A 12,627-nucleotide genomic window follows, 5' to 3' on the forward strand; every position below is an offset into this window, starting at 1 on the left:
GAGGTCAATCGTCGGACTGTTCGCTCAATGCTTCCAGTTTGCTGCGTTGTTCTTCCGCGACGCAGGCTTCGATCACGTCCTCCATCTGTCCTTGAAGCACTGGATCAAGGCTGAAATTGCGACCTAGGCGATGGTCGGTGACGCGGTTGTCTTTCGCGTTGTATGTGCGGATTTTTTCGCTGCGATCCCCTGTGCCCACCTGGGCGCGACGGGCTGAACTCTCGCGTTCATTAGCTTCGGCTAATTGCCGCTCGTAGAGCTTGGCCCGGAGGATCTCCATGGCCCGCTCCCTGTTCTGCAGCTGTGACCGCTCCTGCGTGCAGAACACCCGGATGCCGGTCGGCTTGTGCAGCAAGTCAACCGCGGTCTCCACCTTGTTCACGTTCTGTCCTCCGGCACCGCCTGAACGGGCTGTGCTGATGTCCAGGTCACCGGGATCGATCTGGACTTCCACAGGATCCGCTTCCGGCATCACGGCCACGGTTGCCGTCGAGGTGTGAACGCGTCCTTGAGATTCCGTTGCGGGAACCCGCTGCACCCGGTGCACGCCGGCTTCAAATTTCAGTGCGCTGAACACGGCGTCACCCTTCACGGACAGAATCAGCTCGCGATACCCCCCCAGGTCTGCTTCGCTGGCGCTGACAGGTTGCACACTCCAGCCCCGACGGCTGCTGAACCGCTCATACATTCGTGCTAAGTCACCCGCCCAAAGACAGGCTTCGTCGCCACCGGCACCCGCTCGGATTTCGAGCATGACACTGCGTTCATCACGGGGGTCCCTTGGTAGCAATGCCAGTGTCAGTTGTTGAATCAAGGCGTCGTGGCGGGCATCCAGAGCCTCCAGCTCCTGCTGAGCGAGCTCCTCCATCTCTGAGTCCCCGCGGCTTTCGCGGAGCAATGACCGCGCCTGGTCCCGTTCATGAATCACGGTTTGCAGAGCTGCGTAGTCGAGCACCAGGGGTTCCAGCCGCGAACGCTCTTTGGCGATTGTCTGCAGACGTTCAGGATCCGCTGCCACATCAGGGTCAGCGAGCTGACGTTCCAGGTTCTGGAAACTGCTGGTGGCCGCGTCGAGGCGACTATTCAGGGTTGAAGGATCCATCGCCACAGGGGCACTGTCTTGAGCGGGAATGGACAGGAAAGTTCAAACAGAAAAAAGCCCCGAAAGCAGAGAAGAATCTGCTTTCGGGGTTCTGAATCAAGAGACTCCAATTCAGGAATCGGCCTTGGTGTCGCTGGTCTTGTCGTTGGATGTGGCGCTGGTGCTGCCCATTCCGTATTTGCGCATGAAGCGATCCACACGTCCTTCGGTATCCAGAATTTTCTGGGTGCCGGTGAAGAACGGATGGTTGCCGCTCCAGACGTCGACGTGGATTTCGGGTTGGGTGGAGCCAGTGGTCATCACCACTTCCCCGTTGCAGATCACCTTGGCATCGGGATACCAGGTGGGATGGATGTCGGACTTGGGCATGACAGAGATCAGCGCTTGGAGAACTGGGGAGCCTTGCGAGCTTTCTTGAGGCCGTACTTGCGACGTTCCTTGGCCCGGGGGTCACGGCTGAGGTGTCCTTCCGTCTTGAGAGGCTTGCGATTGTCAGCGGATAGCTCGCACAGCGCGCGGGCGGCACCTTGCTTGATGGCGTCGGCTTGGCCGGTGAGTCCACCGCCACGAACGTTCACCAGAACGTCGTATTCAGCGATGAGCCCAAGGGTCTGCAGCGGAGCCTTGACGGCTGCGATGTAAGCAGGGTTGTAATTGAGGTAGTTATCGCCCGGACGACCATTGATGGTGATCGTGCCGTTGCCGGGGACGAGGCGAACACGAGCAACGGAGGTCTTGCGGCGACCGGTGCCCCAGTAGACGACAGAATTGGAAGTGCTCATTGGGCGGAAGCGGCGGGATCGAGCTGCAGGGGCTGGGGCTGCTGGGCGGCGTGGGGATGCTCGGCACCCTTGTACACCTTGAGCTTGCGGAACATCTGGCGTCCCAGAGCATTGTGGGGAAGCATGCCTTTAATGGCTTTCTCCACAATGCGCTCGGGGAGTCGCTCTTGGAGGTGGGCGAAAGTCTCAACCTTCATGCCACCGGGACGACCGGAGTGACGGCGATACAGCTTCTGCTGTGACTTGTTGCCACTGACGCGCACCTTGTCGGCATTCACGACAACGACGAAATCGCCGGTGTCCAGGTGGGGGGTGTAACTGGCTTTGTTCTTGCCGCGAAGCACGGAAGCCACTTCGGTCGCGAGGCGGCCGAGGGTTTGATTCTCAGCGTCCACCAGATACCACTGGCGTTCGATCGAATCGATGGAAGGGACGGAGGTCTTGTTCATCGCGCCGGCACGCCGGTTCGGTTATGCCCCGTCGCATGACGACGAAGCTGGGCAGGGAGCATCAGTGACGCCGTGGCGTTCTGACTAGAGCTCAAAGATCGACTTTACCTGTCCGAGGGGCTCCCCTTGATCAATCAAGGAAGAATCGTTCGTTCAGGCATGGTGTGGCCAAGGTGGTGGATCCGGGGGCGGATCTTCCGAGGCCAAAAAATACGTCGGTTGACAATCGTACCAGCCGCCCTTGCTAAAGATCTCCTCGGGGTACCCAGCGCGCAGCAGGCACAGACCCTGGGCCGGTGCTCCATCTTTCACTTCATGCCGTCGACGTTCACGCCAGCGTTGCTCGAAGTGTCGCAGGGTCAGTCGGTGTTCTCCCACAGCCACCAGTTGGCCCATGAGCAAGCGAACCATGCCATACAGGAATCCACTGGCCTGGATCTCGACATGAATTAGATCTCCCGCGCGCTGAATGCAAACGTCTTGAATCGTGGTGCGGGAGTGTGCGCGTCGACTGCCGGCGCGCTGAAACGCTGCGAAGTCGTGGCTGCCAAGCAGGCCTTGCAGCGCCTGCTTCATCACCTGTTCATCAAGCCGCGCCTGGTAGCGATGCCAGCTCCACGGTGCAAGAAACAGGTTGGGGCGACGACCGTTGTAAACGGTGTAGCGATAGCGCCTGTAACTCGCGGAATAGCAGGCATGCCAGTCGAGCGGTCGCTCCACTGCCTCACGCACTCGGATCGAACCAGGCAGTCGCCCGTTCAACGCTGGTGCCCATCGGCTCGCGGGGATGGGACCACTGCAATCGAAGTGGACCACCTGTCCAGCGGCATGAACTCCGGAATCGGTGCGACCGGCGGCCACGCTGTTCACAGGCCGGAGGGGATCCAGGGCTGCGATCGCGTCATCAAGGACGCCTTGAACGCTGGTGCCCTGACGCTGCCGTTGCCAACCGCAAAAAAAAGACCCCTCGTACTGAAGACTGAGGGCAATGCGTCGTGGACGATTGCCCTCAAGTTCAGTCAAGAAGTCAGTTGCGGATCGCTTGGAAATGCTGATACCAGTCAGTCTCAGACCAGTTCAATGATGGCCATCTCGGCATTGTCACCACGGCGACGAACCGTTCGAGTGATGCGGGTGTAACCGCCCTTGCGATCGCTATAACGCTCTGGAGCCTTTTCAAACAGGGCGTGCACCAGCTGTTTGTCGTACACATAGCCCAGTACCCGGCGACGGGAGGCGAGGCTGCCTTCCTTGGCAAGGGTGATCATCCGTTCTGCCTCATCACGAAGCGCCTTGGCACGCGCTTTGGTGGTGGTGACGCGACCTTCGCGGATCAGCTGCGTGGTCAGGCCACGCAACATGGCCTTGCGTTGGTCAGCGGGGCGACCCAGCTGCGGGACTCGGCATTGGTGACGCATGGTTCTGTCGGGACTGGAGGCGTATGAAAGGGGAATGAAATCAGGCGCTGGTGCGGCTCTGAGGAATCTGGATGCCGATGCGCTCGAGAGCCTCGATCACTTCGTCAGCAGACTTGGAACCGAAGTTCTTGATTTCCAACAGGTCCTCGTAGCTGAAGCCCATCAGATCGGAAACCGAATTGACCTGCGCGCGCTTCAGGCAGTTGTAAGCACGCACTGACAGATTCAGCTCCTCGAGAGGAATTTGAGCTTCTGCTGTGGGTTCGGGTTCTGCCGGAACCTCTTCCACCATGGTCACGGTGGCCAGGGGTTGGAAGAGTTCAATCAGCTGATTGGCCGATTGAGCAATGGCGTCATCGGGTGTGATGGAGCCATCGGTCACCACCTCCATCCGCAGACGCTCGCGAGCGGATCCCCCTTCTGCGACAGCGGTTTCATCAATGGTGAAATTCACCCGGTGGACGGGCATGAACACCGCATCGATCTGGAGAAGATCGATGGCGCTGGTGTCTTCGCTATGGCGATCCACTGGGCGATAGCCCACGCCGCGCTCAACGTGGACTTCCAGCTCCAAGCTGTAGCCCTCACTGACGGTGGCGATCACGCGCTCTCCGTCAACAACTTGAACTTGAGAGGAGAACTGCAGGTCCTTGGCTTTCACCGTGGCGGGCCCGGCAACGATCAAGCGACCGATTTCCAGTTCGCTGGTGCGGCTGTTAACCGTGATCTGCTTGCAGTTCAGCAAAATGTCGAGCACATCTTCCCGAACTCCGGGGATGGTGGCGTACTCATGATTGACACCGGCGATGCGCACGGCCGTCACGGCTGTGCCCTCGAGGTTGCCCATCAGCACCCGACGAAGCGAATTGCCAAGCGTCGTGGCTTGACCACGTTCCAGCGGGCCGATGAGAAACACACCGGTCTGGGAGCGATCGTCAGCGATCTGATGCTCGATACGGTCGATCTGGTATTGCAGCACGGTCTGAGGCGGGGGAGAGAGGGACCTGAACAGGGACGCGTTGATCAGACGCGACGACGCTTGGAACGACGGCAGCCGTTGTGGGGCAGCGGAGTCACGTCGCGGATCAGCGTGATTTCAAGACCTGCAACTTGAAGGGCTCGAATGGCGGTTTCGCGACCTGAACCAGGTCCACGCACCAACACTTCGATCTGACGCATGCCCTGTTCGAGCGCACGTCGGGCAGCCGCTTCAGCTGCGGTTTGGGCGGCGAAGGGAGTGCCTTTGCGAGCACCCTTGAAGCCACTTGCACCAGCCGACGACCAGGAAATGACTTCTCCGGTGGTGTCGGTGATCGACACGATCGTGTTGTTGAAGGTGCTCTGGATGTGAGCAACGCCGTTGGGGACGTTGCGCTTGGCCTTCTTAGGACCTGATTTCTTGACGGTTTTGGCCATGGGCCTGCAGTTAGAGAGGGCTTATGGAACAGAAAGATTCGATCTGCCGAGGAAGGCTTACTTCTTCTTGCCGGCCACGGTTTTGCGGGCGCCGCGGCGGGTGCGGGCATTGGTACGGGTCCGCTGACCGCGCACGGGGAGGCTCATGCGGTGACGACGTCCACGCAGGCAACCGATGTCTTGCAAACGCTTGAGGGCCATGCCCTCTTGGCGACGCAGATCACCTTCAATGGTGAAAGCTTCGGTGGCACCGCGCAGTTTCTGCACATCGCCATCCTCGAGATCCTTGACGCGCGTGTCGGGGTTGACACCGGTTTTGGAGAGGATGGTTTTGGCCCGTGTGGGACCAATTCCGTAGATGTAGGTGAGGGCGACTTCGATCCGCTTGTCGCGGGGGATGTCGACACCAGCAATCCGAGCCACTGAGCTAACAATCGAGGGGGAACAGGTGCCGCCGTGAGGCGGCGGGGGGGCGATCAGAATCAGTCGTCCAGGGTCAACCCTGGCGCTGCTTGTGCTTGGGGTTTTCGCAAATCACCAAGACGCGGCCGTGGCGACGAATCACCCGGCACTTGTCACACATTTTCTTGACCGAGGCACGCACCTTCATGGTGTGGCTCTCCAAAAATTCCAAACAGCTACCGTATCACAGAGGGTCAAGCAACAACGGCTTCGATGCGCTCCGTGATGGCTTCGACGCTTCCATGGGCTTCGACCGACACCAGCAGGTTTTTCTCGCGGTAGTAGTTGATCAGCGGGGCTGTTTGCTCTTCGTAGACCGCGAGTCGGTTGCGAATGACGGCTTCGTTGTCATCCGCACGGCCACGGCCCAGAAGGCGCTCGATCAGCACCGCATCGTCGAGTTCCAACAAGACCACGCTTTCAATGCTCTGGTTGAGCTCTTGAAGGAGCGGTTCGAGCGCTTCGGCCTGAGCCACATTGCGAGGGAAGCCATCCAGAAGCCAGCCCTGGCCATTCAGGGCGGAAAGCTGGGATTTCACAATTGCCAGCACCAGGCTGTCGCTCACCAGCTCTCCACGATTCATCACCGCTTCGGCTTCTTTACCCAGTTCGCTGCCGGCGGCCACTTCAGCGCGCAGTAGGTCGCCTGTGGAGAGGTGTCGGAGATCGTGGGCCTCGCAGAGCCGGGCTGCCTGGGTGCCTTTGCCGGCACCGGGGGGGCCAACGAAGAGGAGGCGTTGCTTCATGGAATTCAGAGACTGGTCGGAAAGGGTCTGTGGTTGTCGGATCTATTGGCGCACGAGGCCTTCGTAGCGCTGAGAGATCACGTAGGTCTGCACCTGCTTGGCCGTGTCGATCGCGACACCGACGAGGATCAGCAATGAGGTGGCACCCAATCCCTGAAAGGTGGTCACGCCAGTGGCGCGCTCCACGGCTGAGGGAATGATGGCCACAGCTCCGAGGAATAAGCCTCCAAGCAGGGTGAGCCTGTTTTTCACACCCTCCAGGTAAGTCGCGGTTGCGGTGCCTGGGCGTACACCCGGGATGGCCACACCTCCACGCTTGAGATTGCTGGCCACGTCCACGGGGTTGAACGTCAGCGAGGCGTAGAAATAGGAGAAGCCAAGAATCAGCGAAAAGAACACGAGGGCATAAATCCACGCATTGGGGCCGCCGGGGTTCAAGGCGCTGGCCGCTTTGATCAGGAACGGGTTGTTGCTGACATTGGCGAGGGTGAGAGGCAGGAAAATGAGTGCCGACGCGAAAATGATTGGCATCACGCCGCCAGCGTTCAACTTGAGCGGCAGATAGCTCTGACGATTGGGAAGAACAGCACCACCCCCGACCTGGCGCTTGGCGCTCACGATCGGTAGACGTCGCTGCCCCTCCTGCACAAAGATGATCCCCACGATGGTGATCAGGAACACCAGCACAAGAATCACGATGCCGAAAACGTCGTTCCGATCGCCTGTCTGCGCTTTTTCGATGGTTGAACCGAGGGCTTTGGGCAAGGTCGCAACGATGTTCAGGAAAATCACCAAGGACGCGCCCTGACCAATTCCCCGCTCGGTGATCACTTCACTGAGCCACATCACGACCATGGATCCCGTCACCAGAGCCAAAGCGGTCTGGGCCACAAACACCAATTCAGACAGGCCTTCCACGGCATAGGGCCGCAGGATCATCGCGAAGATGATGCTTTGAATCAGACCCCAGCCAAGCGCGACGTAGCGCGTGATCTGAGCCAGTTTGCGCCGGCCTGCTTCCCCTTCATTTTTCTGCAGGTCTTCCAGCTGTGGCAGCGAAGCCGTCAGTAGCTGCAGGATGATCGAGGCATTGATGAACGGCAGGATGCCGAGGGCGAAAACACCGAGCGTCGAAATGCCTCCGCCGGTGAAGATGTCGAGGAAGCCGATCAGCTGTCCACCTTGTTCGATGAACGACTGAAAGGCGATGCGGTCGATCCCCGGCATCGGGATGTAGATGCCGAGACGAATCAACATCAGCAATCCCAGCGTGGTGAGAACCCGGCCTCTCAGCTCTGGGTTCTGAACCAGCTGGGTAATGACTTCAGCAGCGCTGGGGTTGCGTCCCCGACTGACGAGCATGGAACAGAGATTGTGTGGGTTGGGCTTGATGCAGCAAAGCCGTCCGCGGAGGGGACCCAGCGGACGGCTTTGACCTTAGATCTGTGGAGATTGATCAGTGTGGATCTCAGTCCAGCAGTTCGCAGGTGCCACCAGCTGCTTCGATCTTGGTCCGTGCGGAGGCCGTGAAGGCAGCGGCTTGAACGGTCAGCTTGGCCTTGAGTTCCCCGTTGCCGAGGATTTTCAAGGGGTGCTTGGGGCTGGTGACAATGCCGTCTTTCACGAGTGAATCGAGATTGACGGTGCTTCCAGCCTTGAGTTCACTTAGAGCTGAAACATTCACCACGGTGAAGTTCTTGGGGTTCACCAGCGGAAAATGCTTCAGCTTCGGCACGCGCCGATAGAGAGGCATCTGGCCACCCTCGAAGCCGGGGCGGGTCGGACGGCCCGAGCGGGACTTTTGTCCGCGCATGCCGAAGCCGCAGCTCGCACCTTGGCCAGCGGCAATGCCGCGACCCTTACGCAGTTTGCGACGACGGGCACCTTGATTGGCCTTGAGAGAGTCGAGTCGGAGAGTCATGGGGAATCAGGAGTAGATCTGCTCGAGGGAGATCCCCCGTTCCTTGGCGGTCTCCTTGTGCGTGCGGAGACTGTCCAGGGCCACCATGGCAGCCCGGGCGTTATTGAGGGGTGTCTTACTGCCGAGGCGCTTGGCCAGCACGTTTTTGATGCCAGCCAGTTCGAGCACGGTGCGGATGGAGCCACCCGCGATCACACCGGTACCAGGAGCTGCAGGGCGAATCAGCACGCTGGCAGCACCGTCACGCCCGTTGGACAGCGTCGGAATGGAGTTGTGACGGGTAAGAGGCACTTTCACGAGGTGCTTCTTGCCATCAGCAACGCCTTTGCGCACGGCACCGATCACGTCACCGGCTTTGCCGACGCCGACGCCGACCTGACCGCGTTCGTTGCCGACAACAACGATGGCGCGGAAGCTCATCTTCTTACCGCCTTTCACGGTTTTGGAGACACGTCGGATCTGCACCACCCGTTCTTGCCATTCGGAGTCACGCTCCTGGTTTCGGCGGTCTCCGCGACGTCCGCCACGGCGGTCACCACGGTCGCGACCACCACGACGCTGCTCCTGCTGCTGACCTTCGGCCGCTGCAGGGACGTCGGACGCTGCCGGGACGGCGTTGGAGTTGGATTGAGGGTTGGAATCGGTCATGGGTTAAGCAGGAATCAGAACTGAAGGCCCGCTTCCCGGGCGGCGTCGGCAAGGGCTTTCACCCGGCCGTGATACAGGTTGCCGCCGCGATCGAAGACCACCTGTTGGATGCCCTTGGCCAGGGCACGTTTGGCGAGCAGTTCACCGACGGCAACAGAGGCGGTGCAGGTGCTGCTGGTGTCTTTGAGACTGGTGCGCAGGTCTTTGTCGAGGGTCGATGCCGAGCACAGAGTGCTCTGCGCATCGTCGTCGATGACCTGGGCGTAGATGTGACTGTTGGAGCGGAACACAGCCAGACGGGGACGCGCGGCTGTGCCACTGAGGTGACGACGCAGGCGCCGGTGGCGCTTCTGTGTCTGTTGTTTGCGGGAAAGGGTCGACATGGTGGGTAATGCGGAAGGGTGTCTGGCAGTGGATTACTTCTTGCCTGACTTGCCTGCCTTGCGCAGGATGCGCTCGCCCGCGTATTTGATGCCCTTGCCCTTGTAAGGCTCGGGGGGGCGGATCGCGCGGATCTTGGCGGCTTCATTGCCCACCAGCTCCTTATCGATGCCGGAGACCGTGACGTTGGTGTTGTTCTCCACCGCGAAGGTGATGCCTTCAGGCGCCAACATTTCGATCTGGTGGCTGTAGCCAGCGCTGACGACGAGCGTCTTGCCTTTCACCTGAGCTCTGGAGCCCACGCCGACGATTTCCAATTTCTTGGAGTAGCCGTTGTTGACACCTTCGATCATGTTGGCCACCAGCGTGCGGCAAAGGCCGTGACGCTCCCGAGAGGTGCGCTTGGTGCTGGTGGGGGCCACCACGATGGTGTTGTCCACCTGATTGACACTCACGCCATCGGGGAGTGTGCGCTTCAGTTCGCCCTTGGGTCCCTTCACGGTCACGGCGAGGCCATCGAGGCTCACGGTCACCTTGTCGGGAACTGGGATGGGGGATTTACCGATACGAGACATGATTGCGGCTCCGGATCAATAGACGTAGCAGAGCACTTCACCGCCGACGCCTTGTTTGCGGGCGTCGCGGTCGCTCATCACACCCTTGGAGGTGGAGATGATGGCCACCCCCAGTCCGCCGAGGACCTTGGGAAGGCCGCGGGTGTTCTTGTAGATGCGCAGGCCAGGCTTGCTCACGCGCTGCATCGAGCGGATGGTGGGCTGGCGGTGCTTGCCGCTGTACTTCAGCTCCAGCACCAGACTGGTGTGGACGCCTTCGCCTTCTTCACTGATTTCGGCAATGAAGCCTTCCTGCTGCAGCACTTTGGCGATGCTGCGCGACATGCGGGAAGCGGGAACTTTCGTGTTTTGGTGACGTTTCTCACTCGCATTACGAATGCGGGTGAGCATGTCGGAAATAGGGTCGTGATTGGCCATGGTGGTTTCCGAGGAGGGCTCAGTTGCTGCGGAATGGCATTCCCATCTCGCGGAGGAGGGCCCGGCCCTCTTCATCCGTGCGGGCAGTGGTCACAATTGTGATGTCCATGCCCCTGATGGCGTCGATCTGGTCGAAGGAGATTTCAGGGAAGATGATTTGCTCTCTCACCCCCAGGGTGTAGTTGCCGCGTCCGTCAAAGCTCTTGGGGCTCACGCCGCGGAAATCGCGGATGCGGGGCAGTGCCAGGTTGATCAGGCGCTCCAGGAAGGCATACATGCGATCGCCACGCAGGGTGACGGCGCAGCCGATGGGCATGCCTTGGCGGATCTTGAAGCCGGCGATGGCTTTTTTGGCGCGGGTCACAACGACCTTCTGGCCGGTGATCTGCGCGAGCTCGTTCACCGAAGCCTCGAGAGACTTCGCATTGGCGGCGGCTTCGCCGAGTCCCCGGTTCACGGTGACTTTCAACACCTTGGGAACTTCGTGGACGTTGGAGAGACTCAGATCTTTCAGCAACTTGGGCTGAATGGTCTCCCTGTAGCGCTGTTTCAGTGACATGGCTGGGGGATGAAACTTCTGGACTTGGTCAGAAGGCGGTTCGAGATGATCAGTCGATCACTTCGCCGGTTTTCTTGAGGCGGCGCTTCTTGCTGCCGTCTTTGTCAGTGATCAGCTCGACTCGGCTGGCCACTTTCTTGTCGGTGGAATAGAGCATCACGTTGGAGGCGTGCAGGGAAGCCTCTTCCGTGACGATCCGACCGCTTTCACCTTCCTGGGTGGGCTTCACATGCCGGGTGCGCATGTTGATGCCTTGGACGATGACGCGGTTTTCGGTGGGAAGGGTGCGGAGAACTTCTCCGGTCTTGCCCTTGTCCTTGCCGGTGATCACCTGAACGGTGTCGCCCTTGCGCAGGCGCATCTTGAGGCGCTGCGAGGAGCCGGATTTGGGGGTTGCAGTTGCCATTTTCAGATCACCTCCGGTGCGAGGGAGACGATTTTGGTGAAGTTGCGATCACGCAGTTCACGAGCGACTGGACCGAACACGCGAGTGCCCTTGGGGTTTTTGTCGTCGTTAATGATCACAGCTGCGTTGTCGTCGAACCGGATCGAGTTACCGGTGTCGCGACGCAGGGTGGCCTTGGTGCGGACCACCACGGCCTTCACCACATCAGACTTTTTCACGCCCATGTTGGGCATGGCGTCTTTGACGGCGGCCACGATCACATCGCCCACGTGGGCGTAGCGACGGTTGGTGCCCAGCACACGGATGCACTGAATGCGCTTGGCGCCGCTGTTGTCAGCGACGGTGAGGAACGATTCCTGTTGGATCACTTGGCGACCTCCTCAGCTTTCGGGCTGTGGCTGAGAACTTCGGCCACGGCCCAGCGCTTGTGGCGGCTGAGCGGACGTGTTTCGGTGATGCGAACACGGTCACCGACGCGAACGCTGTTGTTCTCGTCATGAGCCTTGTAGCGGGTGGTGCGGCTCACCGTCTTTTGATAGATGGGATGGGGGAAGCGGTTTTCCACCGCCACCACCACCGTTTTGTCCATCTTGTCGCTGACGACGGTGCCGACCCTTTCCTTGAGTGCCATGGGAATGAAACGGAGGATCAGGAGGCGGTGGAGCTTTGACGCTCCTTCTGCACCGTCAGGAGCTGGGCCAGCTTGAGGCGGCTTTCCTTAAAACGGTGAGTGTTGGCCAGCTGCCGGGTGGCTTGCTGGAAGCGCAGGTCAAACAGCTCGCGACGGAGTCCGTTGATCTGGTCGGTGATGTCTGCATCAGAGAGTTGACGCAGCTCGGAAGCGTTGGAACGGGCCATGGTCAGGACTCCACGGTGGCGGCAGCAGCTGCCGGGGCCTTGGCACCGGAGGACTGCTCCTGTTCATCAAGGGTGATGAACTTGGTCTTCACAGGGAGCTTGTATTGCGCGAGGCGCATGGCTTCCTTGGCGATTTCGGGGGTGATTTCATCACCGCCCATCTCGAACAGAATCCGACCGGGCTTAATCACCGCAACCCAGAATTCAGGGTTGCCCTTACCGGAACCCATCCGGGTTTCAGCAGGGCGCATGGTGACGGGCTTATCCGGGAAGATTCGGATCCAGATCTTTCCGCCACGCTTGACGTAGCGGGTCATGGCACGACGGCTGGCCTCAATTTGGCGGGAGGTGATCCAGCCGCACTCTTGGGCCTGCAGAGCGAATTGACCGAAGGCGATGGTGTTGCCACGAGTGGCGACACCGCGCATGCGGCCGCGCTGCTGCTTACGGAATTTGACGCGTTTTGGACTCAGCATGGTTCAGGCCT

23 protein-coding genes are annotated in these 12,627 nt (G+C 60.0%); all 23 read right to left on the reverse strand.

Annotated elements, in window-relative coordinates:
* Window positions 1-4: 4 nt before the first annotated feature.
* Window positions 5-1,102, reverse strand: coding sequence for a peptide chain release factor 1 (gene prfA, locus SynA1825c_RS01990; protein WP_186470060.1), 1,098 nt, complete (start codon window positions 1,100-1,102; stop codon window positions 5-7).
* A 111-nt stretch (window positions 1,103-1,213) separates the two neighbouring features.
* Window positions 1,214-1,471 (reverse strand): 50S ribosomal protein L31, encoded by a 258-nt coding sequence (gene rpmE / locus SynA1825c_RS01995; RefSeq protein WP_186470061.1) that lies wholly within the window; start codon window positions 1,469-1,471, stop codon window positions 1,214-1,216.
* Between the two features lie 8 nt (window positions 1,472-1,479).
* Window positions 1,480-1,884: a 30S ribosomal protein S9 gene (gene rpsI, locus SynA1825c_RS02000; RefSeq protein ID WP_186470062.1), complete on the reverse strand. Its 405-nt coding sequence runs from the start codon at window positions 1,882-1,884 to the stop codon at window positions 1,480-1,482.
* The gene (rplM, locus tag SynA1825c_RS02005) at window positions 1,881-2,333 is read right to left on the reverse strand and encodes a 50S ribosomal protein L13 (protein WP_186470063.1); all 453 of its coding nucleotides are present in this window, start codon (window positions 2,331-2,333) and stop codon (window positions 1,881-1,883) included. Before rplM ends, rpsI begins: the two co-directional genes overlap by 4 nt.
* Window positions 2,334-2,486: 153 nt before the next feature.
* Window positions 2,487-3,356: a tRNA pseudouridine(38-40) synthase TruA gene (gene truA, locus SynA1825c_RS02010; RefSeq protein WP_186470064.1), complete on the reverse strand. Its 870-nt coding sequence runs from the start codon at window positions 3,354-3,356 to the stop codon at window positions 2,487-2,489.
* Window positions 3,357-3,400: 44 nt separating this feature from the next.
* The gene (gene rplQ / locus SynA1825c_RS02015; protein WP_186470065.1) at window positions 3,401-3,751 is read right to left on the reverse strand and encodes a 50S ribosomal protein L17; all 351 of its coding nucleotides are present in this window, start codon (window positions 3,749-3,751) and stop codon (window positions 3,401-3,403) included.
* A gap of 40 nt (window positions 3,752-3,791) precedes the next feature.
* Window positions 3,792-4,730 carry a DNA-directed RNA polymerase subunit alpha gene (locus SynA1825c_RS02020; RefSeq protein WP_186470066.1) on the reverse strand — a complete coding sequence of 313 codons (939 nt, stop codon included), beginning with the start codon at window positions 4,728-4,730 and terminating at the stop codon, window positions 3,792-3,794.
* A gap of 44 nt (window positions 4,731-4,774) precedes the next feature.
* A complete protein-coding gene (gene rpsK, locus SynA1825c_RS02025; protein ID WP_007099867.1) occupies window positions 4,775-5,167 on the reverse strand; it encodes a 30S ribosomal protein S11 in 393 nt (130 codons plus the stop codon).
* A gap of 57 nt (window positions 5,168-5,224) precedes the next feature.
* A complete protein-coding gene (gene rpsM, locus SynA1825c_RS02030; protein ID WP_186470067.1) occupies window positions 5,225-5,590 on the reverse strand; it encodes a 30S ribosomal protein S13 in 366 nt (121 codons plus the stop codon).
* Window positions 5,591-5,663: 73 nt separating this feature from the next.
* Window positions 5,664-5,777 (reverse strand): 50S ribosomal protein L36, encoded by a 114-nt coding sequence (gene rpmJ, locus SynA1825c_RS02035; RefSeq protein WP_186470068.1) that lies wholly within the window; start codon window positions 5,775-5,777, stop codon window positions 5,664-5,666.
* A 46-nt stretch (window positions 5,778-5,823) separates the two neighbouring features.
* Window positions 5,824-6,375, reverse strand: coding sequence for an adenylate kinase (locus tag SynA1825c_RS02040; protein WP_186470069.1), 552 nt, complete (start codon window positions 6,373-6,375; stop codon window positions 5,824-5,826).
* Between the two features lie 42 nt (window positions 6,376-6,417).
* Window positions 6,418-7,737, reverse strand: coding sequence for a preprotein translocase subunit SecY (gene secY, locus SynA1825c_RS02045; protein WP_186470070.1), 1,320 nt, complete (start codon window positions 7,735-7,737; stop codon window positions 6,418-6,420).
* 106 nt (window positions 7,738-7,843) lie between these two features.
* A complete protein-coding gene (rplO, locus tag SynA1825c_RS02050) occupies window positions 7,844-8,296 on the reverse strand; it encodes a 50S ribosomal protein L15 (protein WP_186470071.1) in 453 nt (150 codons plus the stop codon).
* A 6-nt stretch (window positions 8,297-8,302) separates the two neighbouring features.
* Window positions 8,303-8,944: a 30S ribosomal protein S5 gene (gene rpsE, locus SynA1825c_RS02055; RefSeq protein ID WP_186470072.1), complete on the reverse strand. Its 642-nt coding sequence runs from the start codon at window positions 8,942-8,944 to the stop codon at window positions 8,303-8,305.
* A 14-nt stretch (window positions 8,945-8,958) separates the two neighbouring features.
* Window positions 8,959-9,327: a 50S ribosomal protein L18 gene (rplR, locus tag SynA1825c_RS02060; RefSeq protein WP_186470073.1), complete on the reverse strand. Its 369-nt coding sequence runs from the start codon at window positions 9,325-9,327 to the stop codon at window positions 8,959-8,961.
* A gap of 33 nt (window positions 9,328-9,360) precedes the next feature.
* Window positions 9,361-9,900, reverse strand: coding sequence for a 50S ribosomal protein L6 (rplF, locus tag SynA1825c_RS02065; RefSeq protein WP_186470074.1), 540 nt, complete (start codon window positions 9,898-9,900; stop codon window positions 9,361-9,363).
* A gap of 15 nt (window positions 9,901-9,915) precedes the next feature.
* Window positions 9,916-10,317: a 30S ribosomal protein S8 gene (gene rpsH, locus SynA1825c_RS02070; protein WP_186470075.1), complete on the reverse strand. Its 402-nt coding sequence runs from the start codon at window positions 10,315-10,317 to the stop codon at window positions 9,916-9,918.
* Between the two features lie 19 nt (window positions 10,318-10,336).
* Window positions 10,337-10,876 (reverse strand): 50S ribosomal protein L5, encoded by a 540-nt coding sequence (gene rplE / locus SynA1825c_RS02075; protein WP_186470076.1) that lies wholly within the window; start codon window positions 10,874-10,876, stop codon window positions 10,337-10,339.
* A 49-nt stretch (window positions 10,877-10,925) separates the two neighbouring features.
* The gene (gene rplX / locus SynA1825c_RS02080) at window positions 10,926-11,282 is read right to left on the reverse strand and encodes a 50S ribosomal protein L24 (protein ID WP_186470077.1); all 357 of its coding nucleotides are present in this window, start codon (window positions 11,280-11,282) and stop codon (window positions 10,926-10,928) included.
* A gap of 2 nt (window positions 11,283-11,284) precedes the next feature.
* Entirely contained in the window at window positions 11,285-11,650 is a 366-nt protein-coding gene (gene rplN / locus SynA1825c_RS02085; RefSeq protein WP_038543134.1) for a 50S ribosomal protein L14, read from the reverse strand.
* Entirely contained in the window at window positions 11,647-11,913 is a 267-nt protein-coding gene (gene rpsQ, locus SynA1825c_RS02090) for a 30S ribosomal protein S17 (RefSeq protein ID WP_186470078.1), read from the reverse strand. The genes rplN and rpsQ overlap by 4 nt, the downstream gene beginning before the upstream one ends.
* Window positions 11,914-11,930: 17 nt before the next feature.
* Window positions 11,931-12,140, reverse strand: coding sequence for a 50S ribosomal protein L29 (gene rpmC / locus SynA1825c_RS02095; RefSeq protein ID WP_186470079.1), 210 nt, complete (start codon window positions 12,138-12,140; stop codon window positions 11,931-11,933).
* Window positions 12,141-12,142: 2 nt separating this feature from the next.
* Window positions 12,143-12,616 (reverse strand): 50S ribosomal protein L16, encoded by a 474-nt coding sequence (gene rplP, locus SynA1825c_RS02100; protein WP_186470080.1) that lies wholly within the window; start codon window positions 12,614-12,616, stop codon window positions 12,143-12,145.
* Window positions 12,617-12,627: the final 11 nt, after the last annotated feature.

It is taken from the genome of Synechococcus sp. A18-25c (genome assembly GCF_014280035.1).
GTDB lineage: Bacteria > Cyanobacteriota > Cyanobacteriia > PCC-6307 > Cyanobiaceae > Synechococcus_C.

Excerpts from the sequence above, each read along its gene's own strand:
- rpmE (WP_186470061.1), bottom strand. The coding sequence starts at position 1,471 with ATGCCCAAGTCCGACATCCATCCCACCTGGTATCCCGATGCCAAGGTG.
- SynA1825c_RS02040 (WP_186470069.1), bottom strand. The coding sequence starts at position 6,375 with ATGAAGCAACGCCTCCTCTTCGTTGGCCCCCCCGGTGCCGGCAAAGGC.
- rplQ (WP_186470065.1), bottom strand. The coding sequence starts at position 3,751 with ATGCGTCACCAATGCCGAGTCCCGCAGCTGGGTCGCCCCGCTGACCAA.
- rplM (WP_186470063.1), bottom strand. The coding sequence starts at position 2,333 with ATGAACAAGACCTCCGTCCCTTCCATCGATTCGATCGAACGCCAGTGG.
- secY (WP_186470070.1), bottom strand. The coding sequence starts at position 7,737 with ATGCTCGTCAGTCGGGGACGCAACCCCAGCGCTGCTGAAGTCATTACC.
- rpmJ (WP_186470068.1), bottom strand. The coding sequence starts at position 5,777 with ATGAAGGTGCGTGCCTCGGTCAAGAAAATGTGTGACAAGTGCCGGGTG.
- rplP (WP_186470080.1), bottom strand. The coding sequence starts at position 12,616 with ATGCTGAGTCCAAAACGCGTCAAATTCCGTAAGCAGCAGCGCGGCCGC.
- rpsE (WP_186470072.1), bottom strand. The coding sequence starts at position 8,944 with ATGACCGATTCCAACCCTCAATCCAACTCCAACGCCGTCCCGGCAGCG.
- rpmC (WP_186470079.1), bottom strand. The coding sequence starts at position 12,140 with ATGGCCCGTTCCAACGCTTCCGAGCTGCGTCAACTCTCTGATGCAGAC.
- rpsI (WP_186470062.1), bottom strand. The coding sequence starts at position 1,884 with ATGAGCACTTCCAATTCTGTCGTCTACTGGGGCACCGGTCGCCGCAAG.
- rplE (WP_186470076.1), bottom strand. The coding sequence starts at position 10,876 with ATGTCACTGAAACAGCGCTACAGGGAGACCATTCAGCCCAAGTTGCTG.
- rplO (WP_186470071.1), bottom strand. The coding sequence starts at position 8,296 with ATGACTCTCCGACTCGACTCTCTCAAGGCCAATCAAGGTGCCCGTCGT.
- prfA (WP_186470060.1), bottom strand. The coding sequence starts at position 1,102 with ATGGATCCTTCAACCCTGAATAGTCGCCTCGACGCGGCCACCAGCAGT.
- rpsQ (WP_186470078.1), bottom strand. The coding sequence starts at position 11,913 with ATGGCACTCAAGGAAAGGGTCGGCACCGTCGTCAGCGACAAGATGGAC.
- rplF (WP_186470074.1), bottom strand. The coding sequence starts at position 9,900 with ATGTCTCGTATCGGTAAATCCCCCATCCCAGTTCCCGACAAGGTGACC.
- rplX (WP_186470077.1), bottom strand. The coding sequence starts at position 11,282 with ATGGCAACTGCAACCCCCAAATCCGGCTCCTCGCAGCGCCTCAAGATG.
- rpsH (WP_186470075.1), bottom strand. The coding sequence starts at position 10,317 with ATGGCCAATCACGACCCTATTTCCGACATGCTCACCCGCATTCGTAAT.
- rplR (WP_186470073.1), bottom strand. The coding sequence starts at position 9,327 with ATGTCGACCCTTTCCCGCAAACAACAGACACAGAAGCGCCACCGGCGC.
- rpsK (WP_007099867.1), bottom strand. The coding sequence starts at position 5,167 with ATGGCCAAAACCGTCAAGAAATCAGGTCCTAAGAAGGCCAAGCGCAAC.